Source organism: Caulobacter sp. GW821-FHT11E11, from assembly GCF_058808315.1.
Genome location: NZ_JBXARO010000004.1, coordinates 58,768 through 81,798 on the forward strand (window position 1 = coordinate 58,768; position 23,031 = coordinate 81,798).

Genomic DNA, 23,031 nt, shown 5'->3' on the forward strand with positions numbered 1-23,031 from the left:
CATGATGACCTCCACCCCCGCGGTCCAGTTCCCGCCAGAGCCTGTCCCGGTCGACCGACCGCGGGCCAAGGTGCTGATCGTCGACGACGACGAGCGCAACGCCTTCGCCGCCTCCCAGGCGCTGGAGGCCCTGGGCCAGGAGCTGGTCATCGCCCGCTCGGGCCCGGAAGCGCTGCGCAAGCTGCTGCATGACGACTTCGCCGTCATCCTGCTGGACCTGCACATGCCCGGCATGGACGGCTACGAGACCGCCGCCCTGATCCGCGAGCGGCGTCGGACACGCGATGTGCCGATCGTGTTCCTGACGGCGGTGTTCCGCGACGAAGGCCACATCTTCAAGGCCTACTCCGCCGGCGCCGTCGACGTGGTGTTCAAGCCGGTGGACCCGTTCATCCTGCGCTCCAAGGTGCAGGTGCTGGTCGACCTGCACCTGAAGCGCGTCGAGCTGGCCAACGAGGTCGAGATCCGCCAGCGCCTGCTGGAAGAGAACGCCCGCGTACAGGCCGAGAAGCTGGAGGCCGAGCGCTCGCTGCAGGCCAGCCTGCGCCGTCAACAGGCGATCCAGCGCGCCCTGCCGATCGTGTTCTATTCGCGGATGGCCGATCCTCCGTATGCGGCCATTTCGGTCAGCGACAGCATCAAGGGCCTGACCGGCTATGAGGCCGCCGACTTCACCGAGGACCCGGACTTCGGCTATGGCCAGGTCCATCCTGACGACCAGCACATTGTCGCCCGCGCCCAGGAAGAGGCCCGCCGGGCCGGCTCCTACACCTGCGAATACCGCTGGCTGTGCGCCGACGGGACCTACAAGTCCCTGATCGACCAGGGCATTCTCAGCGAAGACCCCGACACCGGCGCGGATGTGGTGTTCGGCACCCTGCTGGACAATACCGAGCGCCGCGCGCTGGAAGAGGCCCTGGGCCACGCTCGAAAGATGGAGACCGTCGGCCAGCTGACCGGCGGCGTCGCCCACGACTTCAACAACCTGCTGACCGTGATCCTGGGCAATGTCGACCTGATCCAGCGCCGCTGCGGCGAGGGCTTCGCCTTCGACCGCCAGGTGCGGGCCGTGCGCCAGGCCACCGAGCGCGGCGCGGCCCTGACCCGGCAGCTGCTGGCCTTCTCACGCCGCCAGCGGCTGGACCCAGCCGCCGTCGATCTGAACGACCTGGTCCGCGACTTCTCGCCCCTGATCAAGCAGGCGGTCGGCGAGGCGGTGTCGGTGCAGTGGGCCCCGGCCGACGCCCCGGCCTTCGTCCACATCGACCCGGCCCAGATGGAAAGCGCCCTGCTGAACCTGGCCGTCAACGCCCGCGACGCCATGGACGGGACCGGCGGCATCACCATCAGCATCCAGGCCGACCCGGCCGGCCATCACCGCCTGGTCGTGCGCGACACCGGCCCCGGCATGGCCACCGACGTCGCCTCGCGGATCTTCGAGCCGTTCTTCACCACCAAGGACGTCGGCAAGGGCTCGGGGCTAGGCCTGTCGCAGGTTTACGGCTTCGTCCAGCAGTCCGGCGGCGAGGTGACGGTCGTCACCGCTCCGGGCGAAGGCGCGGCCTTCCAGATCACCCTGCCCGCCATCACGCCGCCCGTCCGGGTCGAGGCCGCGCCCAGCGCGCCGTCGGAGGATGCGACGGGTTCGGAACATATCCTGGTGGTCGAGGACGATCCGGCCCTGCTGGCCCTGGCCGTCGATACGCTGGAGTCGCTGGGCTATCGCGTCACCACCGCCAACAACGCCGCCAGCGCCCTGCGCCGGCTGAAGGGCGGAACGGCCTTCGAGATGCTGTTCTCCGACGTCGTCATGCCCGGCGGCGTCAGCGGCCTGGACCTGGCCCGCAAGGCGCGGGTCGGCAATCCGGCGCTCAAGGTGCTGCTGACCTCCGGCTTCATCGGCGAGGAGGCCATCGACTGGGCGGACGAGTATCCGATGCTCGACAAGCCGTATGACTCGCCGTCCCTGGCGGCCAAGGTGCGGTCGGTGCTGGACGCCTAGGGCTACTCCGCCGCCACCGGCGTGCGCAGCGCCTCCAGATCCCGCGCCGGCGGCAGGCCGTACAGGCGGCGGTACTCTCGGCTGAACTGCGAGGGGCTCTGGTAGCCGACGTGGAAGCCGGCGGCCCCGACGTCCAGGCCTTCGACCAGCATCAGCCGGCGGGCCTCATAGAGCCGCAGCTGCTTCTGGTACTGCATCGGCGTCATGCCGGTGACGGCCTTGAAGTGGTGGTGCAGCGAGCTCTCGCTCATGCCCACATGGTCGGCCAGGACCTCGATGCGCAGGGTGGCGGCGAAGTGCTCGCGCAGCCAGGCGACGGCGCGGGTGACGCGGTGCCCATGACCCTCGGCCAGGGTGATGTGCAGCAGCCGCGCGCCGCACGGACCGCTCAGCAGGTGATAGAGGATCTCCTGCTCGATCAGCGGGGCCAGGGCCGCGACGTCCTGGGGACGGTCCAGCAACCGCAGCAGCCGCAGGGTGGCGTCCAGCAACGCCGGCGCGGCCTTGGTGACCGCCACGCCACGGATCCCGTCGATCGGGGCGGCGGTCTCGGGCGGCAGGCGGCCCATCAGCTCGGCCAGCCGGGCCGGATTGATCTCCACGCCCACGCACAGGTGCGGTTCTTCCTCGGTGGCGTGGGTGATGCGCGAGGTCATCGGCATGTCCAGCGCCACCAGCAGGCAGTCGCCGACGCCGTAGTGCAGCTCGTCCTCGCCCAGTTTCACGCACTTGCGGCCCTGGGCCACCAGCCAGAAGGAGGGCCTCTGATGGGCGTGCAGGGGCTGGGTGGGCGAGCTGCGCTTGACGATGAACAAGCCGTCGATCGGCGACTCGATCGCGTCCTCCCTGGCGTAACGGGCGACGATCTGGACGATCTCGGCATAGACGTCTGCGAGGGCGGGAGCGCTCAAGGGCTTGGTTTCCAAGGCTTTCGGACAGGTTCAGCTCTACGCCTCCGCAGGCCCGCCGAAAACCGCTCCGGCGGCCTTTTGCAGGATCGTGCATGAGCTTTGCAGGATCGGCATAACGGCGGCGCTCCGGTGCGTGGCACATCTCGCGGCGTTCGATCCCTCCCCGATCGAACCTCCCACGCTTTCCAAGGAACATCCCGAATGGCCACCGCTAAAGGCTATGCGGCTACCGCCGCCGGCGCGCCCCTGGCGCCGTTCAGCTTCGAACGCCGCGCGCCCAATCCCGACGACGTCGTCATCGCGATCAAGTACTGCGGCGTCTGCCACTCCGACATCCATATGGTCGACAACGGCTGGGGCCAGAGCGTCTATCCAATCGTCCCCGGCCACGAGGTCGCCGGCGTCGTCACCGCCGTCGGCGCGAACGTCACCCGGTTCAAGGAAGGCGATCCTGTCGGCGTCGGCTGCTTCGTCGACAGCTGCGTCACCTGCAAGGAAGCCCGCGACCTGGACCGCGAGCAGTACCAGCCGGGCCTCGTCCTGACCTACAGCGGCTTCGAGCCGGGCTCGGACACCCCGACCTATGGCGGCTATTCCGACCACATGGTCGTCAAGGAAGACTACGTCCTGGCGATCCCGGCCAACCTGCCCCTGGACGCCGCCGCGCCGCTGCTGTGCGCCGGCATCACGCTTTATTCGCCCCTGCGCCACTGGAATGCCGGTCCCGGCAAGAAGGTCGCCATCCTGGGCATGGGGGGTCTTGGCCACATGGGCGTCAAGCTGGCCCACGCCATGGGCGCGGAAGTCACGGTGCTGAGCCAGACGCTGTCCAAGCAGGCCGACGGCCTGGCGATGGGCGCGGACCACTACTACGCCACCAGCGACGCGGCGACCTTCGAGACCCTGGCCGGTGAGTTCGACCTGCTGATCTGCACCGTCTCGGCCGGCATCGACTGGGGCAGCTACCTGAACCTCTTGAAGATCGACGGGACCATGGTCCTGGTCGGCGCGCCGGAAGAGCCCGTGCCGCTGAACGCCTTCGCCCTGATCCCCGGCCGCCGCACCCTGGCCGGCTCGATGATCGGCTCGATCAAGGAGACCCAGGAGATGCTCGACTTCTGCGGCGAGCATAACATCGTCGCCGACATCGAGGTCATCGCCATCGACCAGATCAACGAGGCCTACAAGCGCATGGCCAAGAGCGACGTGCGCTACCGCTTCGTGATCGACATGGCGACGCTGTAAGCGCCTTCCCTACCCGTTGATCAAAAGGACCGCCGTGAGCTCACGCTCGCGGCGGTCTCTTGACGCTCAATATATGCATGTCTATGCATATGCATCATGGCGCAGATTGATCCGTTCGAGACCCTGGCCGACCCGACCCGCCGCCGCATCATCGAGGCGCTGCGCGACGGCGAGCGGCCGGTGAACGACATCGTCGAAGAGGCCGGCATCCACCAGTCCGGCGTCTCGCGCCACCTGCGGATCCTGCACGAGGCGGGGTTCGTCACGATGCGCCCCGACGGCCAGCGCCGCCTCTACGCCCTGAAGCCCGAGCCCTTCCAGGAGCTCGAAGCCTGGCTAGCCGACTACCGCAAGCTGTGGGAGGCCCGCCTCGACCGCTTCGGGGCCGCGCTCGAGAAACGCCAATCCAAGGAACCCAAGGCATGACCGACACCCAGGAACCCCAGGCCATCGTGGTCGTCGAACGCACCTACCGCGCCAATGTCGAGGACCTGTGGGCCCTGTGGGCCACCAAGGACGGTTTCGAGTCGTGGTGGGGCCCGGAGGGCTTCCGCGTCGAGGTCCACGCCCTGGAGCCCCGTGTCGACGGCAAGCTGGCCTACGACATGATCGCCGACTCGGCCGAAGCCATCGCGGCCATGAAGCAGATGGGCCAACCGCTGTCGCACAACACCCACGGCCGCTATTCGGAGTTCAAGCCGATGACGCGCCTGGTGCTGACCCACGCCATCGATTTCGTGCCGGGCATGGCGACCTATGAAAGTGTCATCGAGGTCGACTTCTACCCCAAGGGCGAAGAGGCCCGGATGGTTGTGACCATCCACCCGCACCCTGACCCGCACTGGACCAAGATGTCGGTCATGGGCTTCAACAGCCAGCTCACGAAGCTGGATCGCAAGTACGGGTGGGAAGAGCGGCTGTAGCCGCTACCGCGGCTTCCAGCCCTCGGCGATGACCGCGATCTGCCTGTCCATCACCGCCGACATCTCCGCCGCCGGTAGATTCCCGCCCGCCGCCGCCGCCATGCGGTAGTTCCAGGCATAGGCGGCCTTCAGCGTATCGACGATCAGGGGCAGGTCCGCGTCAGCCTTCACCTCACCCTTGCGCTGGCCCTCTTCGAGGACGTCCAGCAGCATCTGGGTCAGGCGCGGATTGCGGCCATAGGGCGTGACACCCGGGTCGTTGCTGGGATTGTACGAGGCCGCGACGTGGGCCAGGAACAGCTTCACCCGCCGCGTCTCGAACTCGTAGTGGATCGCGAAGATCGAGCACAGCCGATCGGCCGTGCTGCCCCGCAGGAACGGCACCACGCGGTCGAACTCGGCATAGAGCTCGGCCAAACGATGCGTCATGACATGGCTCAGCACCTCGGCCTTGGAGGCGAAGGTGGTGAACACGCTACCGACGGAAACCCCGGCCCGCTCCGCGATGGCGCGGATGGTGGTCTCCTCGTAGCCGACCTCGTTGAAGAGGTCTCTGGCCGCATCGAGAACTTTCTCTCGCGTCGCGGCCTTCTGGTCGTCTCTCACGCCCACGCACGTCCCCCTCGAACACGCTAGCGTCATTGTTCAATCGCAGGTCGCCCCGTTCCCCCGAACGGAGCGACCTCCGGGCTTGGTTAGGCGCGAGCACCCGCGAAGATGACTTTCAGTTGTTCCGAAAGCCGCGCCAGCAGAGCCTCAACCGACCAGCCGTCGTAGACGGCGCGGCGGTAGTTGGCGACATACACGTCCCAGGTGATCTCAGCCAGAAGCTTGGCGTCGATATCTTTCTTCAACTGACCTTCTTCGACGCTGCGCTGCAGGGCGTCGCCGATCAGGCGGAAGATGTGCTTGAGGTCGGTGCGGGCGCGACGCTCGGCGGCTTCCGAACGGGTCCACGACACCGCGATGCTGGCGCGCAGCAGCGGCAGTTGCTCGACGTGGAAGCCGTAGGCGATGCCGAACAGGCCCAGCAGGGCCTCGTCGATCGTCTTGGCGGTGCGCGAGGCCTGGGTCATCTGGGCGTAGATGACTTCGTAGTCGGCGGTCAGGATCTCTTCGAACAGCTCCGACTTGTCGGCGAAGCTGGCGAACACGGCGCCGGTCGACATGCCGGCGGCCTGAGCGATGTCACGGATCGTGGCGCCTTCGTAGCCGCGCTCGCTGAACAGGCGGCGGGCGGCAGCCAGGACGCGCTCACGGGTGCGCTGCTTGGCGAGGGCGCGACGGGTCAGCTTCACCGGCGAGTCGGTGGCGGATTCGATGTTTACGGACACAAAGCTCATGCGGCGGCCTCCAGACGGGCGAGAGCCGCTTCGGCGCGCTTCTCGAATTCAATGCAGTACTCGTCGACGACGTTCTGAAGGACGTCGGCGTAACGGCGGGCCAGCTGGCGACCGTCTTGCGCGGCGTCGCGCAGGTCGGTGATCAGTTGGCGGACTTCGGCCATGGCTTCTTCGCGATCGTTCGCGGAGAGCGCGGCGTTGGTCGAGAGCAGAGCGCTCTGGGCCATTGCGGTTAGCTCCTACCCCCGCTGGGGTGAGTGAAAAGCGTCGAACCGATCCGCGGTGGGGGGAGGTTGATCATGTTCAACGAACGCGCACTGAAAATAGGAAGGCGGCGCAATAACGCCAGGGGAAGCGCATTGCAACCGCGAAAACGAACTCAAATCGCCGAACTTCGGCGTGCGGCATAGATATGGGAGCGCTCTCAAAGCGTCACTGCGACAAATGGGCTCACCGAACAGGTTCGCCGAATTGACTCAACGGACAGTGGTCATCGAACTGAGTCGCTAACCTGAAGGCGCGAAACGCGTGACACTCCTTACGGCTCCGGGTCCTATGGCTAAGCCGAACGTCGCGGCCTATCTTCCGGCGCCATGAGCCAACTCTTCGACTTCCTCGTTCCCGCCGCCCTGTTGGCGGTCCTGATCGCCCTGGGCGTTGGCCTCTACGCCCTGTTTCGCGGCGGCGACTTCGGCCGGTCCTACTCGAACAGGCTGATGCGGCTGCGCGTGCTGCTGCAGTTCATCGCCATCATCGTCCTGGTCGCCGCCGCCTTCTGGTGGCGCAAGGGCGGCGCTTAAAGCGCTTCGCCGAACGGGAGTCTGCGACCCATGGTCACGCTGAACCGCATCTATACCCGCACGGGCGACGGCGGCTCGACGCGCCTGGCCACCGGCGCGCCGGTCAGCAAGGCCTCGCTGCGGGTCGAAGCCTATGGCGGGGTCGACGAGACCAACGCCGCGATCGGCATGGCGCGGCAGCATACCGGCCCTGATGCGGTGCTCGACGCGATCCTGGAGCGCATCCAGAACGACCTCTTCGACCTCGGCGCAGATCTCGCCACGCCGGAGCAGCACGGCAAGCCCGAGTGGGAGCCGCTGCGCATCCTCGACAGCCAGGTCGAGCGCCTGGAGCAGGAGATCGACCTGCTGAACGGCGAGATGAGTCCTCTTACTTCGTTCGTGCTCCCCGCTGGGTCGCCGGCCGCCGCCGCTTTGCACGTGGCGCGCACCGTCTGCCGCCGGGCCGAACGGACCTGCGTGGCGTTGGCGGGGATGGAGGGGGAGATCGTCGGGGCGCCGGCGATCAAGTATCTGAACCGGCTCTCGGACCTGCTGTTCGTCGCGGCGCGGTGGAGCAACGACAAGGGTAGCGCCGACGTGCTGTGGAAGCCGGGGGCGACGCGGTAGTCCCCACATTGCCTCCCTAGGCCTTGTGCCTAGGGTCCATCGTTCCGCTGCCCAGAATGCGAAAAGCGCGCCCCATCGCTGGCGGCGCGCTCTTGGAAATCCCGAACCCAGCTGAGCCACGGGTCCTAGGCACAAGGCCTAGGAAGGCAGATTTGGGTTGGGCGGGTTACTTCTTTTCCGGAGCGGGAGTCGCCGGAGCCGCTTTCGGCTCCGCCTTCTCCCCATTGATCGGCGGCGTGCCCGCCGGACGGCGCGTCATCGTCTCGATCGGGTAGACCGTCGCGCACTTCAGCCACTTGCCGGCCCAGGCGCCGCCACGGGCTTCACACTTCTCTTTCGGCCAGACCCACAGGCCGTGATAGGCCAGCACCCCGGCGCTGCCGAGCAGGAACAGGGCCAGGAAGATGTACTTCAGGCGGTTGATGGTCTTGTTCATGGGCGCCCCTTAGCGCCTTTCCGTCCTTAAGGGAATTGCCGCCGCCAACGCGGGATCACGGCGAAACCGCGAAAATCGTACAACCGTTTGAACGATCCCCTGATTTCCGCATTACGCTTACGCAAAGGGAAACTTGCATTGCGGCGCACAAGCGGTAAGTCGGATGCCAAGCACGGATAAAAACAGCCTGGAGGCGGTGGAAACCGATGAAGGTCCTAGTCCCGGTCAAACGGGTTATCGATTACAACGTCAAGGCCCGCGTGAAGGCGGACCAGACCGGTGTCGACCTTGCGAACGTCAAGATGTCGATGAACCCCTTCTGCGAGATCGCGGTCGAAGAAGCCGTGCGCCTCAAGGAAAAGGGCGTGGCGACCGAGGTCGTCATCGTCAGCATCGGTCCGGCGCAAGCTCAGGAAACGATCCGCACGGCGCTGGCCATGGGCGGCGACCGCGGCATCCTGATCACCTCGGACGCCGATCTCGAGCCGCTGGCCGTCGCCAAGCTGCTGGCGGCCGTCGTGGCCGAGGAAAATCCCAACCTGGTGGTCATGGGCAAGCAGGCGATCGACGGCGACAACAACGCCGTCGGCCAGATGCTGTCGGCCCTGCTGGGCTGGCCGCAAGCCACCTACGCCTCCGCCCTGGAAGTCTCGGGCTCGGCCGCCAAGGTCACCCGTGAAGTCGACGGCGGCCTCCAGACCCTGGATGTCGACCTACCGGCCATCATCACGGCCGACCTGCGCCTGAACGAGCCGCGCTACGCCTCGCTGCCCAACATCATGAAGGCCAAGAAGAAGGAGATCGCCCAGAAGGCGGTCGCCGACTACGGCGTCGATGTCGCGCCGCGCCTCAAGGTCGTGAAGGTCACCGAGCCCGCCAAGCGCTCGGCCGGCATCAAGGTCGAAACCGCCGCTGATCTGGTTTCCAAGCTCAACACCGCGGGGGTGCTGTAATGGCTGTTCTCGTCGTCGCCGATAACGACAACGCCCACCTGCGTGACGGCACCCACAAGACCGTCACCGCCGCCCTGAAGATCTCGGGCGACGTGGACGTGCTGGTCCTGGGCAAGGGCGCCAAGGCCGTGGCCGACACCGCCGCCAAGATCGCCGGCGTCCGCAAGGTGCTGCTGGCCGAAAGTGACTCGCTGGGTCATGGCGTTGCCGAAGCTCAAGCCGACGCGGTTCTCGCGCTCGCGGGCAACTACGATGCGATCCTGGTCCCGGCCACCGCCGGCGGCAAGAACTTCGCCCCGCGCGTCGCCGCCAAGCTGGACGTCGCCCCGATCTCGGAAATCATCGAGGTCGTCTCGGCCGACACCTTCACGCGCCCGATCTATGCCGGCAACGCGCTGGAGACCATCCAGACGTCGGACGCCAAGAAGGTGATCACCGTCCGTCCGACCGCCTTCGCGGCGGCGGGTGAAGGCGGCTCGGCCTCGGTCGAGACCGTCTCGGGCGCCGACGCCGGCAAGACCCGCTTCGTCAGCGAAGAGATGGTCAAGTCCGACCGTCCGGAACTGGCCGCGGCCAAGATCGTCGTCTCGGGCGGTCGCGCCATGGGTTCGGCCGAGGAGTTCCAGCGCGTGATCGAGCCGCTGGCCGACAAGCTGGGCGCCGCCGTCGGCGCCTCGCGCGCGGCCGTCGACGCCGGCTACGCCCCGAACGACTACCAGGTCGGTCAAACGGGCAAGGTCGTGGCGCCGTCACTGTACGTCGCCATCGGCATCTCGGGCGCCATCCAGCATCTGGCCGGCATGAAGGACTCCAAGGTGATCGTCGCGATCAACAAGGACGCCGACGCCCCGATCTTCCAGGTGGCCGACTTCGGCCTGGTCGCCGACTACAAGACGGCCGTCCCGGAACTGATGGACGCCCTGACCGCCGCCGGCAAATAAGCCCGGTCGCTACAGGCTTCTGAATAAGAGAAAGGCCCGGAGGAAACTCCGGGCCTTTCTTGTTGGGCTGGTCATGTGGCGCGCGCTCAGCGCGCCGTGTGGATGATCTTGGCCCATTGCGCATGGGGGTCGTCCAGGGTCGAGGGGGTGCGGACGGCGCCAGTGGCCAGGGCGAGCACCATCGCGCCCGCAAGCAGCAGGGTCTTCATCGTCGTCTTCCTTTGGGTTCGGTTGGGGCGGGGCAGCGCGTCCCCGTGATCAGGACAATGCCAAAGCGCCCGCCCCTTTACGAACGATGCTATCTGTAGGGACTTGTGAGCTGGGCTAACATCCCTAGATCTTGACCATGCGCCTGCCGCCCTTCTCGTCCCTGGTCGCCCTGGAGGCCGCCGCCCGCCACCGCTCCTACAGCCGGGCGGCCGATGAGCTGTTCGTGACCCATGGCGCGGTCAGCCAGCAGGTCCGCAAGCTGGAGGAGGAGCTGGGAGTCCAGCTGTTCACCCGGCGCGGCAACCAGATGGAGCCTACCTCCGTCGGCGCGGCCCTGGCGGCCCGGATCGGCGAGGCGATCGAGTCCCTGCGTCAAGGGGTCGACTCGGCCCGCCGCGCGGCCAGCGGCCCGATCGTCCTCTCCGCCGGCCCGGCCTTCGCCACCAGCTGGCTGTCGCCGCAACTGGCGCGCCTGTCGATCGAGACGGGCGAACTGGACCTGACCATCCGGGTCGAGGACCGGGTCTCAGACCTGGCCACCGACGGTGTGGACGTCGCGCTGCGCTACGGCATCGGCCCCTGGCCCGGCCTGGAGTCCGTCCGGCTGATGGACGAGCGCATCTTCCCGGTCTGCAGCCCGGCGCTGCTGGCCCGCCACCCGATCGAGAAGCCCGAGGACCTGCTGTCGGCCCCGCTGCTGCGGCACACCGACCTGCCGTGGTCGATGTGGTTCCGGGCCATGGGCATCGAGCCGCCGGAACTGCGGCCAGCGCTGGGCTTCGACGGCTCGGCCATGATGCTGGACGCCGCGGCCCAGAGCCTGGGCTTCGCCCTGGCCCGAGGCGGCTACGCCAAGCGCGACATCGACGAGGGCCGCCTGGTCCGTCCCCTGCCCGGCGAGATCGACGTCGAGACCGGCCACAACTTCGTCTGGCGGCAGAATAACCCCAAGCTGCCCAGGATCCTGAAACTGCGCGACTGGTTCCTGGCCAAGACGGAAGGCGAGCGGGCGTGACCAGCCGCCTCTTCCGGTTGCCCAGCGCCGCCCGCCGCGATCCCGAGGTCGAGGCCTGGCTCACCGCGCCCGATCCGTTGCGCCAGCTGACCCGGCCCTGGTTCGAGACGATCCGAGCTCTCGGCCCTGACGTCCGCGAACTGCTCCACGATGGCCATCCCACCGCCTGCGTCGACGACGCCGCCTTCGCCTATGTCGCCGCCTTCAAGGCCCACGTGAACGTCGGCTTCTTCCACGGGGCGGAGCTGGAGGATCCAGCGGGGCTGCTGGAGGGCTCGGGCAGGCTGATGCGGCATGTGAAGGTGGTCTGGGGCCAACCAACGGACGAGGCGGCGCTGACCGCGCTGATCGCGGCGGCGTACCAGGACATCCAGGAGCGCCTCGCCTAGGCTCGCGCTATGTCGCGTGAGGATTCGAAAATGGCGGGCAACGGTCGCGAGCGGTTCATCCCCCGGCGAACGGCGGAATCGGCGGCGATGACCGCCAACGTCAAGCGCGCGGCGGCCTTGGTTCCAGCCCTCAACCGCCTGACCTTCAACGACGCCGATGAGATCCGGCAGTTGTTCAGCGACCTGACCGGAAAGGCGATCGACGAGACCTTCCTGCTGCTGCCGCCGTTCTTCACGACCGGCGGGCCCGACATCCGCGTCGGCCGCAACGTCTTCATCAACCAGAACTGCACGATCTACGACCTGGGCGGGGTCGACATCGGCGACGACGTGATGATCGGGCCCAATGTCAGCCTGATCACCTCGGGCCATCCGATCGAGCCGTCCCGCCGGCGCGACGGCGTGACCGCCGCGCCCATCGTGATAGCGCGCAATGTCTGGATCGCGGCGAGCGTGACGATCATCGGCGGCGTGACCGTGGGCGAGAATTCCGTCGTCGCGGCGGGCTCGGTGGTCACCACGGACGTACCGCCGAACACGCTGGTCGGCGGCAATCCCGCCCGGGTCATCCGCTCGATCGCCGAGGCCCCTTAAGCCGCCCGCGCCAGCCGCAGGGTCGGCGCGCTTTCCGCCACCGGCACGTCCAGCCCGCGCAGGGTCGCCGTCACCGCGACGTCCAGCGGCGTGCGGGGCTCCTCGCCGAGGAAGGCGACCAGGCGGCGGTTCTCCAGCCGCACCGGGTGACGCCAGAACGGCTGCATCTCGGAGAGTTCGCGCAGGGTCTCGTTGAACAGGCCGGCGATCGGCAGCAGGCCCCAGGGCAGACGGCGAGCGTTCGGGCGTCTTTGGCCGGCGGCGCGGGCGATGGCGCGGATCAGGGCCGCACCGTCGGCGTCCCAGTGGCCGTCGAAGTGGAAGCGGGCGAAGGCCGGCAACTCGGCCTCGCGATCGGCCAGGCGGGCGAAGGTCTCGCCGACGTCGGGCAGGTAGGCCCAGGCGTGGCCGACGCCCTTGTCGCCGGGATAGAGGATGGTCTTCACCGGCTGGCCGGGCTTGACCAGGCCCGAGGCGAACCAGCTGTTGGCCGTCGAGCGCGGGCCGAAATAGTCGCCGGCGCGCAGGATCAGCGAGCGCACGCCGCTGGCGGACGCAGCCTCGAGCCGGACCTCCATCTCGATACGGATCTTGCCCTTGCGGGTGAAGGCGCGCTGGGGCGTGGTCTCGTCGATCACCGCGTGGGCGGCGGGGTCGTAGTTGTAGATCGTGCCCGGCAGCAGGATCCGCGCGCCGCTGCCGCGGGCGGCGGCGATGGTGCTCTCCAGCATCGGCACCACGCGCTTCTTCCAGCCCTGGTAGCCGGGCGGGTTGACGGCGTGAACGATGATCGCGGCGCCCTGCGCGGCGGCGACCACGGCGGCGCGGTCCATCACGTCGCCTTGCAGGTAGGTCACGCCCGCCAAGTGGGCGCTGAGGCGGGCCTTGCCGGGATCGCGCACCAGGGCGCGGACGGTCCAGCCGTGGCGGACCAGGGCGGCGGCGGTCTCGCCGCCCACGCCGCCATGGGCGCCGAGGACGAGAGCGATGCGGGGGTTGGCGATGGTCATGGCGGGCTCCTCAAGATCCGATGACCGGAAGATGCCGCGCGACCGCTTCGACAGAAATTGCCAGGAATGATCTATCAGCCTATCAAAAATGTATGAGCCAAGACTCCATCCCCGTGGACTGGGAACGCCAGCGCGCCTTCCTGGCCGTGATCGACACCGGCAGCCTGTCGGCGGCCGCCCGCCACCTGGGCGCGGCCCAGCCCACGGTGCGCCGGCGGATCGAGGACCTGGAGACCCAGCTGGGGGTGGCCCTGTTCACCCGCTCGCCCTCGGGCCTGACGCCGACGCCGCTGGCGCGCGAGCTGGCCCAGCACGCCCGGGCCATGGCCATCGCGGCCGCCTCCCTGGCCCGCGCGGCCTCGGCCGAGGCCGGGGCGGCCTCGGGCGTGGTGCGGATCACCGCCAGCGAAGTCGTCGGCATGGAGGTGCTGCCGGCGATCCTGGCCCAGCTGCGCGAGGCGCATCCGGGCCTCGTCCTGGAACTGGCCCTGACCAACCGCAGCGAAGACCTGCTGCGCCGCGAGGCCGACATCGCCGTGCGCATGGTCCGTCCCACCCAGGAGGCCCTGGTCGCCAAGCGGGTCGGAAACATCACGCTGGGCATGCACGCCCACAAGCGGGTGCTGGACGCCTGGGGCCGGCCGACCAATCTGGAGGAGGCGCGCCGCCTGCCGCTGATCGGCTATGAGAGCGAGACCATCGGGGTGCGAGCGGTGAAGGCCATGGGCCTGGATCTGCGCATCGACGAATTCGCCTTCCGCACCGACAACGACGTGGCCCAGCTGGCGGCGATCCGCGCGGGACTGGGCCTGGGCGTCTGCCAGGTCGGGCTGGCCGCGCGCGACCCGCTGCTGGAGCGCGTCCTGCCCGAGGTGTTCAACTTCGACCTGGAGACCTTCGTCGTCACGCACGAGGACCTGAAGGATGTTCGGCGCGTGCGGCTGGTGTTCGATGCCCTGGTGTCAGGCTTGACCATGTATGCCAAGATAGGAAATACAGTTTGAACTAAACATATTTCCACCTAGAGTGGAGACTGCAGAATCGCCGCCCGGAAGTTGGCGGCCCATTCGCCATGCGCCCTCGAAGGGGATCGCGCGGCGGCTTTCGAGTTCGGTGTGCGCATGGTGGCCATCAATTCCGATATGCCGGCCCTCTCCAGCCTGTCGGCCAGCAAGATCGCCACGCTGAGCGCGGCCGACATCGCCAATGCCCCGCCGTCGGAATTCGCCAAGCTGACCCGCGTCCAGGTGGCCGCCATCTCGGTCACCGCGATCGGCAGCCTGACGCCCGAGCAGTTCGCCAAGTTCAACCAGAACCAGCTGCCGGGCCTGACCGCCGCCCAGTTGCCGCGCCTGTCGACCTCGATCAGCTTCAGCCCCACCCAGCTGAGCCTGCTGAACCAGGGCCAGGTGCAGTCCCTGTCGACCACCCAGTTCCAGGGCCTGAGCATCGAGGCGCTGGACGCCATGGCCACTACCCAGCTGTCGGCGCTGAGCGCGACCAGCTTCTCGGCCCTGTCGCAGGACCAGGTGCGCAGCCTGAACCTGGCCCAGGTCCGCGCCCTGTCGCCGTCGCAGCTGCGCGCCCTGCCGCTCAGCGACCTGGCCGAGTTCACGCCAGAACAGGTCGGCGGCCTGACGCTCAACCAGATCAGCGCCCTGAGCATCACCCAGGTCCAGAACCTGTCGGACGACCAGCTGGGCGCGGTGACCGCGACGCAGTTTTCCGGCCTGAGCGTCCAGGTCCTGCGCAGCTTCACGGCCGAGGACATCGCCCGGACCACGCCGGATCAATGGTCGAAGATCACCAACCTGCAGCTGTCGGCGCTGAACGGCGACCAGCTGAAGGCCCTGGCCGGCAGCCGCTCGGCCGCCCTGCTGCCGACCCAGATCCGCGCCCTGTCGCCCACCGAGCTGGGCAAGGCCGGCTCGGTGTTCCTGGACGCCCTGACCCCGACCCAGATCTCGGGCCTGGCCAACAACCAGACCGCCGCCCTGTCGGTCACCGCGATCACGGGCCTTAGCGCCGAACAGATCGCCGCCCTGGCCCCCGGCGCGATCGGCGGCCTGCCGCCCACCGGCTTCGCGGCCCTGGACGCCACCCAGGTCGGAGCGCTCAGCGCCGCCCAGGTCGCCGGCCTGCGCGCCGAGCAGCTGAAGGCGCTGGACGGCGACGACCTCAACGAGTTCACCCGCGGCCAGCTGAGGGCCTTCAGCGCGGCCCAGCTCTCCTCGCTCGCGCCCGAGCGGCTGGCGGCCCTGTCCGACGAGCAGTTCGCGACGTTCAGCCCTACCCAGCTGCGCGGCCTGACGACGCTGCAGCTGAAAGCGCTGTCCAGCAGCGATATCGCGGCGATGACGCCCGAGCAGACCACCGCCTTCAACGCCGCCCAGATCGGCGCGCTAACGGGCACGCAGCTGTCGGCGCTGCGCGGGGTCGCCGAGTTGACCCGCACCCAGTGGACCGGCGTGACGGCGGCCCAGCTGAAGACCCTGTCGGCCACCGACGTCGCCAAGCTCAGCGTCACCGAGCTGAGCGGCATCAGCCCGGGCCAAATCAGCGGCCTGACGCCCGAGGCGCTGTCGGCCCTGGACGAGACACAGGTCGCGAAACTGACGACCCAGCAGGTCAAGGGCCTGTCCACGACCCAGCTGAAGGGCCTGTCGGACACCGACGTCGCCCAGCTCACCGTCGGCCAGATCGGCGCGCTGGACGGCGCCCAGGTCGGGGCGATGGTCTCGCACATGACGACCACCGCGATCGGCAAGCTGGGCGGGACGCAGATCGGCAAGCTGCCGCTGGCGGCCCTGGGGGCCCTGTCGGAGAGCCAGATCGCCGTCCTGAGCTCGCAGCAGCTGCGGTCGCTGTCGAACGAGCAGATCGCCAACCTGCCCTCGACCATGATCGACGCGCTGAGCGCCACGCAGATCGGCGCCCTCTACCCGACCCAGATCGCGGCCATGACCACCACCACCCTGGGCCGGCTGCCAACCGAGAGCTTCGAGCAGCTGAGCGCCGCCCAGGTCCGCGCCCTGACCATCACCCAGATCAAGAGCTTCTCGGCCACCACCTTCGGCCTGTTCGGCGCCACCCAGGTCGCGGCCATGAGCGCCGGCCAGATCGGCGCGCTGTCGGCGACGCTGATCGCTGATCTCAGCCCCACCCAGTGGGCGGGCCTGACCACCAGCCAGGTCCAAGGCCTGTCCACGACCCAGATCGCGGGCCTCGACTCCGACGACCTGGACAATCTCAGCACGTCGCAGTGGATCGCCCTGCGCTCGACCCAGATCGCCGGCCTGTCGCTGACCGCCGTGACCGCGCTGGAGCCCGAGCGCCTGGCCATGCTGTCGTCCACCCAGCTGGGCGGCCTGTCGCCGACCGCCTTCTCGGCCCTGGACGCCGAGCATGTGGGCGCGCTGTCGACCCAGCAGATCAAGGGCCTGACCACCACCCAGCTGCTGGGCCTCAGGCCCGAGGACATGGCCGACTTCACCGCGACCCAGATCGGCGCGATCGGAGCCTCGCAACTGGCCGCCCTGCCGGCGACCGACATCGCGGCCCTGAGCGCCGACCAGCTGGGCGCGCTGAGCACGACCCAGGTCAAGGCGCTGGCCGCGGCCCAGATCACCGCCCTGCGCCCCACGCAGATGCAAGGCCTGTCGCCCGCCCAGCTGGCGGCGCTGAGCTCAGCCCAGCTGAGCGTCCTGGCCGCCGACGTCCTGCCGGCGATGACCGAGACCCAGGTGGCCAGCCTGACCTCGGGCCAGCTGGCCGGCCTGTCGGCCACCCAGGCTGGGACCCTGACCGCCACCCAGCTGGCGGCCCTGGCCGAGACCCAGGTCGGCGGCCTGAACACCACCTTCCTGTCGTCGCTGTCGACCACCGCCCTGTCTGCTCTGACCACGACCCAGGTCGCGCGCCTGTCGGCCACCCAGGTCCAGGGCCTGTCGACCACCCAGGTCGGCAGCCTGTCGAGCACCGACTTCGCCGAGCTGTCGCCGACCCAGGTCGGCTATCTGACCGCCTCGCAGCTGGGCGCGCTGTCGGGGACCAACCTCGGCAGCCTGTCGACCACCGCCATCGCCAGCCTGACGGCGACGCAGTTCTCGGGCCTGTCCCCGACCCAGCTGAGCGGCCTGTCCGACAGCCTGATCCGCAGTCGCCTGGGCCAGCTCAGCGCCACCCAGATGGCCGGGCTCTCGACGTCCCTGATCGCCAGCCTGAACGACACCGAGGTCGCGAGCCTGGGCGCCAGCCAGATCGGCGCCCTGTCGGCCACGGCCTTCGCGGCCCTGGGGACCTCGCGCCTGACAGCCATGACCACCACCCAGGTCGGCGGCCTGTCGACGACCCAGGTGGCCAGCCTGGACGCCTCCAGCTTCGGCCTGCTGTCGTCCAGCCAGGTGCAGGTGCTGTCCTCGGCCCAGATCGGCGCGGTGCGCGGCGAGATCCTGTCGGCCCTGGACGCCACCCAGTTCGCCCGCCTGACCACCAGCCAGGTGCGCGGCCTGACGACGACCCAGATCGAGGCGTTCACCGCCGAGGACATCGGCGACTTCACCGCCTCACAGGTCGGCGCGCTGGGCGCGGCGCAGCTTGAGGGCTTCTCGGCGGCCGACATCTCGGCCCTGAGCGTGACCCAGGTCGGCGCCCTGTCGCCCGCCCAGATCCAGGCCCTGACGCCGATCCAGGTGCGCGGCCTGTCGGCGACCGACATGGGCGAGTTCAACAAGACCCAGCTCGGCGCCTTCTCCGCCGCCCAGATCAGCGGCCTGTCGATGACGGCGCTGAACGGCATGAGCGAGGATTATTTCAGCAGCCTGTCGGCGACCCAGGTGCGGGGCTTCTCGGGCGAGCAGCTGGCGGCGTTCGGGGCCGACGGCCTGGCGCGGCTGTCGGGCGCCCAGCTGGGGGCCCTGACCACCACCCAGGTCGGCCAGCTGCCGACCGTGGCGATCCAGAGCCTGACCTCCACCCAGATGGGCCAGATCATGCCCAGCCAGGTCTCCGGCTTCACCAGCACGCAGATCGCCGCCTTCTCCCCCGGCCAGCTCAGCGGCCTGTCGCGCGCCCAGGTCAACAAGCTGACCGCGTCGCAGCTGGACGCCATGACCCGCGCCCAGCTGGAGGCCATCGGCCTCTAGCCCCCCATCTGTCTTGGAAGACTGTGGCTTCGGCGCCACTGTAACGGGAGCGTCGTGTTTCTGTCGCGGGTCCGTCTTGGGCTCGACCTATCCCCGCCTTCGGGAATTCGCATTTGCGAAAAGGGATGGGTACGAGATGCAATTCGACAAGACGACCAGCCGGCAAGCCGCCCTGTGGTGCAGCGCCGCGCTGCTGGCCCTGATGGGCGCTGGCGCGCACGCCGCCGAGACCGCGGCGGCTGCGCCGGCCGCCGACGCCGATTCGACCAGCGTCGAGCAGGTCATCATCACCAGCCAGCGCGAGACCCGCTCGGCGGTGACCATGCAGGCCCAGCAGATCCAGAACGTGCTGCCGGGCGCCAGCCCGCTGAAGGCCATCCAGTTCCTGCCAGGCGTCGTCTATCGGACCGCCGACCCGTGGGGCAACAACGAGCAGAACCTGTCGCTGTTCGTCCACGGCTTCTCGACCCAGCAGCTGGGCTTCACCATGGACGGCGTGCCGCTGGGCGACCAGCAGTACGGCAACTACAACGGCCTGTCGGTGTCGCGCGCCGTCACCTCGGAAAACGTCTCGCGCGTCACCCTGTCGTCGGGCGCCGGCGCCCTGGGCGTGGCCTCGACCAGCAACCTGGGCGGCGCCATCGAGACCTTCAGCCGTGACCCGTCGGCCGAGCGCGGCCTGAACGTCCGCCAGACGGTCGGCAGCCACGAGACCAGCCGCACCTTCGTGCGCCTCGACAGCGGCGAGATGGCCGGCGGCTGGAAGGGCTACGTCTCGTACCTGCGCCAGGACGCCAAGGCCTGGGACTTCGAAGGCCACCAGCGCGGCCATCAGGTGAACCTGAAGCTGGTCCACGAAGGCGAGAAGGGCGTGCTGACCTTCTATGCCGACTGGCAGATGAAGGTGGAGCCGAACGAAGACGCCACCGCCATGGGCAACCAGCAGACCGCCGCGGCGGCCGGCTTCACGCCCTATACGCGTCCGTTCCTCTATCCGAACCTGGCGGCCTGCACGAGCAGCCTGACGGGCGGCCCTGGCACCCCGCCGCCGGCCCAGGGCAACAACTTCTCGAACTGCTTCAGCGCCGCCCAGCGCGAGGACATCCTGTCGTACCTGAAGTACGCCTGGACCCCGGTCGAAGGCCTGACTTGGACCAACCAGGTCTATTTCCACTACAACTACGGTCGCGGCATCGTCGCCGGCCCGGTCAACAACGCCGGCCTGCCCGCGCTGTTCGCCACCTACTATCCGGAGCTGATCGTCGGCGGCTCGCCCACCAGCGCCGGCAGCCTGGCGAACCTGGTCGCCCTGTTCGGCGGCACGGGCAACGAGGTGCGCACCACCGAGTACCACATCAACCGTCCGGGCGCGTTGTCGACGGTCGACTGGACCCTGGGCGATCACCAGATCAAGGCCGGCTTCTGGTTCGAGCACAACGAACCGACCCAGCAACGCGCCTGGTACCCCTTCTCGGCCGCCAACAACAACCTGACGCCCTACGACGTGCCGCGCGGCAAGAAGGCCCTGGTGCAGTACGCCGCCGAGTTCTTCACCAACGACGTCCAGCTGCACTTCCAGGACCAGTGGCGGATCATCCCGCAGCTGCTGGTGCAGGTCGGCTTCAAGTCCAGCCTGCAGGACGCCACCGGCAAGTTCCCGGTCAACCAGAAGAACCTGCCGACCGTCGCGGTGCCGGTGCAGTATCCGACCGGCAGCATCGTCTCGAACAAGTGGTTCCTGCCGCAGGCCGGCCTGCTGTGGGACATCAGCGACGAGGATCAGCTGTTCGTGAACGCGCAGCAGAACATGCGCCAGTTCATCCCGTACGGCGCGGGCAGCAACTTCTACGGCTTCTCGCCGTGGAGCCTGGGCACCCAGGCCGCGTTCGAGCTGTTCAAGACGACCGTGAAGCCGGAAACCGCCTGGACCTACGAGGCGGGCCTGCGCTCGCGTCGTGAGGTCGCCCTGGGCCCGATCACCGGCATCGAAGGCCAGGTCAACGTCTACAATGTGAAGTTCAAGAACCGCCTGCTGAACATCGCGCCCTACAACTTCATCAACCCGGCGCCGGCCATCCTGGCCAATGTCGGCGGCGTGACCACCAAGGGCGTCGACGTGGCCGGCACGCTGAAGTTCGGCGACCACTTCCAGCTCTACAACGCGCTGTCGTACAACGAGTCCAAGTACGACAACGACTACCAGTCGGGCACCACGCTCGTGGGCGGCGTCGCGACCCCGGTCACCGTGGCCACCGGCGGCAAGTACGTGCCGCTGACCCCGAAGTGGATGAACAAGACCATCGCCCGCGTGACCTTCGGCGCCTTCGACGCCCAGATCAGCGGCGACTATGTCGGCAAGCGCTTCGTGACCTACCTCAACGACCTGTCGGTCAAGTCGATGATGCTGGTCGACCTGAACGCCGGCTACACCTTCGACATGTCCGACAAGGGCTTCGTGAAGGGCCTGCGCGTGTCGGCCAACGTGACGAACCTGTTCGACAAGAAGGGCGTCTCGACGGCCGGCGTCACCAGCAACTCGGGCGGCTACACGGCCTTCCCGCAGGCTCCGCGCATGGGCTTCGTGACCCTGTCGGCGGACTTCTAGTCTGCCCACAGGCGCAAAGAAAAAGGCCCGGCGGATCGCTCCGCCGGGCCTTCGTCTTTCAGAACACTTCGGACCTTAGTCCTTGGCGCGTTCCTGATACGAGTTGTCTTCCGTCAGGATGATCACCCGGGTGCCGACGGCGATGTACGGCGGGACGGTGGTGCGCACGCCATTGCTGAGGATGGCCGGCTTGTACGACGACGAGGCGGTCTGGCCCTTCACCGACGGTTCGGTCTCGACGATCTCGAGGATCACGGTGCGGGGCAGTTCGATGGCGATCGGCACGTCGTTGTGCGTCGACAGCTGCACCGTCATGTTTTCCTGCAGGTACGGCGCGGCGTCGCCGATCACTTCTTCCGTCGCAACGAGCTGATCGAAGGTTTCCGGGTTCATGAAGTGGAAGCCGTCGCCGTCCTGGTACAGGAAGGTGTGGTTGCGCTGGTCGACGAAGGCGCGCTCGACCTGTTCGGTGGTGCGGTACCGCTCCGAAACCTTCACGCCGTCCGAGATGCGGCGCATGTTCAGCTGGGTCACCGGGGTGCCCTTGCCGGGGTGGATGTTGTCGACCGTCAGGACGACGTAGAGCTTGCCGTCCATGTCGACGACGGCGCCTTTGCGGAGCGAGCTGGCTGCGACCTTCACGTAGTTATCGTCCTTGGAAGAAAGCGCGCGCGAGGCCGCGGGCGCGATCATGCTATTGATCTGTGCCCGCCGTCCTATAGCGATCGGGGCGAAATCTCCAGCTTCTTCGGTTTCATCTTGTCCCAGACCTCCTCCACTTGGTGGCGCAGCGACGTCCACGCCGACCGCCGGCCGTTCCTGCTGGACCGCAACCGGATCACCAAGGCGTTCCGGGCCTGGTTCGAGGCCGAGGGGTTCGAGGAGGTCGAGGCCGCCGCCCTGCAGGTCTCGCCCGGCAACGAGGCGCACCTGCACGCCTTCGCCACGCAAGCCCTGACCATCTCGGGCGAGGCCAGCCCGCTTTACCTGCACACCTCGCCGGAGTTCGCCTGCAAGAAACTGCTGGCGGCGGGCGAGGAGAAGATCTTCAGCCTGGGCAAGGTGTGGCGCAATCGCGAGCGCGGGCCGCTGCACCATCCGGAATTCACGATGCTGGAGTGGTACCGGGCGGACGCGCCCTACCAGACCCTGATGGAGGACTGCGCGACCCTGCTGGCGCTGGCGGCCGAGACGGCGGGGTCGAAGCGCTTCGACTTCCGGGGCATGACCTGTGATCCCTTCGCTGAACCGGAGCGGTTGTCGGTGGCCGAGGCTTTCCAGCGCCACGCCGGCGTCGACCTGCTGGCCAGCGTCGCGCCGGACGGCTCCACCGACCGTGACGCCCTGGCCGCCACGGCGCGTGACGCCGGCATCCGCGTGGCCGAAGACGACGGCTGGGCCGACGTCTTCAGCCGCATCATCGTCGAGAAGGTCGAGCCCCGCCTGGGCGAAGGCCGCGCCACCGTGCTGTGCGAGTATCCGATCTCGGAGGCCGCCCTGGCTCGCCCCAAGGACGCCGATCCGCGTGTGGCCGAACGCTTCGAGCTCTATGCCTGCGGGGTCGAGCTGGCCAACGCCTTCGGCGAACTGACCGACCCCGCCGAGCAGCGCCGCCGCTTCATGATCGAGATGGACGAGAAGGCCCGCATCTACGGCGAGCGCTATCCGATCGACGAGGATTTCCTGGCCGCCCTGGAGCACATGCCCGAGGCCTCCGGCTCAGCTTTGGGCTTCGACCGGCTGGTGCTTTTGGCCACCGGCGCGCGGCGGATCGAGGACGTCGTCTGGACTCCGGTGGCGAGCTGAAAATTAGCCGGGAACGGAACGCCTACGGCAGCGTTTACGCGCCTTGGGGCGGCGCATCAGTGGGAAGCGCCACAGTTGGGCGTTTCTTCCATGTC

Annotated in this window: 23 protein-coding genes; 15 read left to right on the top strand and 8 right to left on the bottom strand. The window is 68.2% G+C overall.

From position 1 onward, the window contains the following. Nucleotides 1–4: 4 nt before the first annotated feature. Nucleotides 5–2,002, top strand: coding sequence for a response regulator (locus AC1RR5_RS10640; protein WP_492921434.1), 1,998 nt, complete (start codon nt 5–7; stop codon nt 2,000–2,002). Nucleotides 2,003–2,004: 2 nt separating this feature from the next. Here AC1RR5_RS10640 and AC1RR5_RS10645 read toward each other — a convergent pair whose 3' ends face one another. Then, entirely contained in the window at nt 2,005–2,913 is a 909-nt protein-coding gene (locus tag AC1RR5_RS10645; RefSeq protein WP_492921436.1) for an AraC family transcriptional regulator, read from the bottom strand. A 201-nt stretch (nt 2,914–3,114) separates the two neighbouring features. Here AC1RR5_RS10645 and AC1RR5_RS10650 point away from each other — a divergent pair, with 201 nt between their 5' ends. The 3 genes from AC1RR5_RS10650 to AC1RR5_RS10660 all read left to right on the top strand — a co-directional run bounded on the left by AC1RR5_RS10650 (nt 3,115) and on the right by AC1RR5_RS10660 (nt 5,081). Continuing rightward, nucleotides 3,115–4,158 carry an NAD(P)-dependent alcohol dehydrogenase gene (locus tag AC1RR5_RS10650; RefSeq protein ID WP_492921437.1) on the top strand — a complete coding sequence of 348 codons (1,044 nt, stop codon included), beginning with the start codon at nt 3,115–3,117 and terminating at the stop codon, nt 4,156–4,158. Between the two features lie 96 nt (nt 4,159–4,254). Further along, on the top strand, nt 4,255–4,584 hold the full coding sequence (locus AC1RR5_RS10655) for an ArsR/SmtB family transcription factor (RefSeq protein ID WP_492921439.1): 330 nt from the start codon (nt 4,255–4,257) through the stop codon (nt 4,582–4,584). Continuing rightward, nucleotides 4,581–5,081: an SRPBCC family protein gene (locus AC1RR5_RS10660; protein WP_492921441.1), complete on the top strand. Its 501-nt coding sequence runs from the start codon at nt 4,581–4,583 to the stop codon at nt 5,079–5,081. Before AC1RR5_RS10655 ends, AC1RR5_RS10660 begins: the two co-directional genes overlap by 4 nt. Before the next feature lie 3 nt (nt 5,082–5,084). Here AC1RR5_RS10660 and AC1RR5_RS10665 read toward each other — a convergent pair whose 3' ends face one another. The 3 genes from AC1RR5_RS10665 to AC1RR5_RS10675 all read right to left on the bottom strand — a co-directional run bounded on the left by AC1RR5_RS10665 (nt 5,085) and on the right by AC1RR5_RS10675 (nt 6,651). Then, nucleotides 5,085–5,693, bottom strand: coding sequence for a TetR/AcrR family transcriptional regulator (locus AC1RR5_RS10665; RefSeq protein WP_492921443.1), 609 nt, complete (start codon nt 5,691–5,693; stop codon nt 5,085–5,087). 83 nt (nt 5,694–5,776) lie between these two features. Then, on the bottom strand, nt 5,777–6,424 hold the full coding sequence (locus AC1RR5_RS10670; RefSeq protein ID WP_492921445.1) for a TetR family transcriptional regulator: 648 nt from the start codon (nt 6,422–6,424) through the stop codon (nt 5,777–5,779). Next, nucleotides 6,421–6,651 (bottom strand): CC0731 family SpdR-regulated protein, encoded by a 231-nt coding sequence (locus AC1RR5_RS10675; RefSeq protein WP_492921447.1) that lies wholly within the window; start codon nt 6,649–6,651, stop codon nt 6,421–6,423. Before AC1RR5_RS10675 ends, AC1RR5_RS10670 begins: the two co-directional genes overlap by 4 nt. 366 nt (nt 6,652–7,017) lie before the next feature. Between AC1RR5_RS10675 and AC1RR5_RS10680 the strand changes: the two genes are divergently transcribed. Continuing rightward, the gene (locus AC1RR5_RS10680; RefSeq protein ID WP_492921449.1) at nt 7,018–7,224 is read left to right on the top strand and encodes a twin transmembrane helix small protein; all 207 of its coding nucleotides are present in this window, start codon (nt 7,018–7,020) and stop codon (nt 7,222–7,224) included. 30 nt (nt 7,225–7,254) lie between these two features. After that, nucleotides 7,255–7,833, top strand: coding sequence for a cob(I)yrinic acid a,c-diamide adenosyltransferase (locus AC1RR5_RS10685; RefSeq protein WP_492921451.1), 579 nt, complete (start codon nt 7,255–7,257; stop codon nt 7,831–7,833). Between the two features lie 166 nt (nt 7,834–7,999). On the opposite strand, the gene AC1RR5_RS10690 is transcribed toward AC1RR5_RS10685, so the two are convergent. Further along, entirely contained in the window at nt 8,000–8,269 is a 270-nt protein-coding gene (locus AC1RR5_RS10690; RefSeq protein WP_492921452.1) for a hypothetical protein, read from the bottom strand. 206 nt (nt 8,270–8,475) lie between these two features. Between AC1RR5_RS10690 and AC1RR5_RS10695 the strand changes: the two genes are divergently transcribed. Together AC1RR5_RS10695 and AC1RR5_RS10700 are read left to right on the top strand one after the other, a co-directional pair. Next, nucleotides 8,476–9,222, top strand: a complete 747-nt coding sequence (locus AC1RR5_RS10695) for an electron transfer flavoprotein subunit beta/FixA family protein (protein ID WP_492921454.1) — start codon at nt 8,476–8,478, stop codon at nt 9,220–9,222. Next, nucleotides 9,222–10,163, top strand: a complete 942-nt coding sequence (locus AC1RR5_RS10700; RefSeq protein WP_492921456.1) for an electron transfer flavoprotein subunit alpha/FixB family protein — start codon at nt 9,222–9,224, stop codon at nt 10,161–10,163. Before AC1RR5_RS10695 ends, AC1RR5_RS10700 begins: the two co-directional genes overlap by 1 nt. A gap of 86 nt (nt 10,164–10,249) precedes the next feature. Here AC1RR5_RS10700 and AC1RR5_RS10705 read toward each other — a convergent pair whose 3' ends face one another. Further along, nucleotides 10,250–10,372 (bottom strand): hypothetical protein, encoded by a 123-nt coding sequence (locus AC1RR5_RS10705; protein WP_492814294.1) that lies wholly within the window; start codon nt 10,370–10,372, stop codon nt 10,250–10,252. 137 nt (nt 10,373–10,509) lie between these two features. On the opposite strand from AC1RR5_RS10705, the gene AC1RR5_RS10710 reads away from it, so the two are divergent. The 3 genes from AC1RR5_RS10710 to AC1RR5_RS10720 all read left to right on the top strand — a co-directional run bounded on the left by AC1RR5_RS10710 (nt 10,510) and on the right by AC1RR5_RS10720 (nt 12,371). Then, nucleotides 10,510–11,388: a LysR substrate-binding domain-containing protein gene (locus AC1RR5_RS10710; RefSeq protein WP_492921458.1), complete on the top strand. Its 879-nt coding sequence runs from the start codon at nt 10,510–10,512 to the stop codon at nt 11,386–11,388. After that, nucleotides 11,385–11,777 (top strand): DUF1801 domain-containing protein, encoded by a 393-nt coding sequence (locus tag AC1RR5_RS10715; protein WP_492921460.1) that lies wholly within the window; start codon nt 11,385–11,387, stop codon nt 11,775–11,777. The genes AC1RR5_RS10710 and AC1RR5_RS10715 overlap by 4 nt, the downstream gene beginning before the upstream one ends. An 87-nt stretch (nt 11,778–11,864) precedes the next feature. Next, on the top strand, nt 11,865–12,371 hold the full coding sequence (locus AC1RR5_RS10720) for a sugar O-acetyltransferase (protein ID WP_492921461.1): 507 nt from the start codon (nt 11,865–11,867) through the stop codon (nt 12,369–12,371). Here the strand turns inward: AC1RR5_RS10720 and AC1RR5_RS10725 are convergent. After that, nucleotides 12,368–13,381: an NAD(P)H-binding protein gene (locus AC1RR5_RS10725; protein ID WP_492921463.1), complete on the bottom strand. Its 1,014-nt coding sequence runs from the start codon at nt 13,379–13,381 to the stop codon at nt 12,368–12,370. The two genes, AC1RR5_RS10720 and AC1RR5_RS10725, sit on opposite strands and share 4 nt — an antisense overlap. A 92-nt stretch (nt 13,382–13,473) precedes the next feature. Here AC1RR5_RS10725 and AC1RR5_RS10730 point away from each other — a divergent pair, with 92 nt between their 5' ends. The 3 genes from AC1RR5_RS10730 to AC1RR5_RS10740 all read left to right on the top strand — a co-directional run bounded on the left by AC1RR5_RS10730 (nt 13,474) and on the right by AC1RR5_RS10740 (nt 21,130). After that, nucleotides 13,474–14,385: a LysR family transcriptional regulator gene (locus tag AC1RR5_RS10730; RefSeq protein ID WP_492921465.1), complete on the top strand. Its 912-nt coding sequence runs from the start codon at nt 13,474–13,476 to the stop codon at nt 14,383–14,385. A 117-nt stretch (nt 14,386–14,502) separates the two neighbouring features. Continuing rightward, a complete protein-coding gene (locus AC1RR5_RS10735) occupies nt 14,503–18,525 on the top strand; it encodes an ice nucleation protein (protein ID WP_492922086.1) in 4,023 nt (1,340 codons plus the stop codon). A 136-nt stretch (nt 18,526–18,661) separates the two neighbouring features. Beyond that, the gene (locus AC1RR5_RS10740; RefSeq protein WP_492921466.1) at nt 18,662–21,130 is read left to right on the top strand and encodes a TonB-dependent receptor; all 2,469 of its coding nucleotides are present in this window, start codon (nt 18,662–18,664) and stop codon (nt 21,128–21,130) included. A 75-nt stretch (nt 21,131–21,205) separates the two neighbouring features. On the opposite strand, the gene efp is transcribed toward AC1RR5_RS10740, so the two are convergent. After that, on the bottom strand, nt 21,206–21,772 hold the full coding sequence (gene efp, locus AC1RR5_RS10745) for an elongation factor P (RefSeq protein ID WP_492921468.1): 567 nt from the start codon (nt 21,770–21,772) through the stop codon (nt 21,206–21,208). A gap of 114 nt (nt 21,773–21,886) precedes the next feature. Here efp and epmA point away from each other — a divergent pair, with 114 nt between their 5' ends. Next, on the top strand, nt 21,887–22,936 hold the full coding sequence (gene epmA, locus AC1RR5_RS10750; protein WP_492922087.1) for an EF-P lysine aminoacylase EpmA: 1,050 nt from the start codon (nt 21,887–21,889) through the stop codon (nt 22,934–22,936). Nucleotides 22,937–23,031: the final 95 nt, after the last annotated feature.

Coding starts and splice junctions, on each gene's coding strand:
- AC1RR5_RS10640 (WP_492921434.1), top strand. CDS start 5: ATGACCTCCACCCCCGCGGTCCAGTTCCCGCCAGAGCCTGTCCCGGTC.
- AC1RR5_RS10650 (WP_492921437.1), top strand. CDS start 3,115: ATGGCCACCGCTAAAGGCTATGCGGCTACCGCCGCCGGCGCGCCCCTG.
- AC1RR5_RS10655 (WP_492921439.1), top strand. CDS start 4,255: ATGGCGCAGATTGATCCGTTCGAGACCCTGGCCGACCCGACCCGCCGC.
- AC1RR5_RS10660 (WP_492921441.1), top strand. CDS start 4,581: ATGACCGACACCCAGGAACCCCAGGCCATCGTGGTCGTCGAACGCACC.
- AC1RR5_RS10670 (WP_492921445.1), bottom strand. CDS start 6,424: ATGAGCTTTGTGTCCGTAAACATCGAATCCGCCACCGACTCGCCGGTG.
- AC1RR5_RS10675 (WP_492921447.1), bottom strand. CDS start 6,651: ATGGCCCAGAGCGCTCTGCTCTCGACCAACGCCGCGCTCTCCGCGAAC.
- AC1RR5_RS10680 (WP_492921449.1), top strand. CDS start 7,018: ATGAGCCAACTCTTCGACTTCCTCGTTCCCGCCGCCCTGTTGGCGGTC.
- AC1RR5_RS10685 (WP_492921451.1), top strand. CDS start 7,255: ATGGTCACGCTGAACCGCATCTATACCCGCACGGGCGACGGCGGCTCG.
- AC1RR5_RS10690 (WP_492921452.1), bottom strand. CDS start 8,269: ATGAACAAGACCATCAACCGCCTGAAGTACATCTTCCTGGCCCTGTTC.
- AC1RR5_RS10695 (WP_492921454.1), top strand. CDS start 8,476: ATGAAGGTCCTAGTCCCGGTCAAACGGGTTATCGATTACAACGTCAAG.
- AC1RR5_RS10700 (WP_492921456.1), top strand. CDS start 9,222: ATGGCTGTTCTCGTCGTCGCCGATAACGACAACGCCCACCTGCGTGAC.
- AC1RR5_RS10705 (WP_492814294.1), bottom strand. CDS start 10,372: ATGAAGACCCTGCTGCTTGCGGGCGCGATGGTGCTCGCCCTGGCCACT.
- AC1RR5_RS10710 (WP_492921458.1), top strand. CDS start 10,510: ATGCGCCTGCCGCCCTTCTCGTCCCTGGTCGCCCTGGAGGCCGCCGCC.
- AC1RR5_RS10720 (WP_492921461.1), top strand. CDS start 11,865: ATGACCGCCAACGTCAAGCGCGCGGCGGCCTTGGTTCCAGCCCTCAAC.
- AC1RR5_RS10725 (WP_492921463.1), bottom strand. CDS start 13,381: ATGACCATCGCCAACCCCCGCATCGCTCTCGTCCTCGGCGCCCATGGC.
- AC1RR5_RS10730 (WP_492921465.1), top strand. CDS start 13,474: ATGAGCCAAGACTCCATCCCCGTGGACTGGGAACGCCAGCGCGCCTTC.
- AC1RR5_RS10735 (WP_492922086.1), top strand. CDS start 14,503: ATGGTGGCCATCAATTCCGATATGCCGGCCCTCTCCAGCCTGTCGGCC.
- AC1RR5_RS10740 (WP_492921466.1), top strand. CDS start 18,662: ATGCAATTCGACAAGACGACCAGCCGGCAAGCCGCCCTGTGGTGCAGC.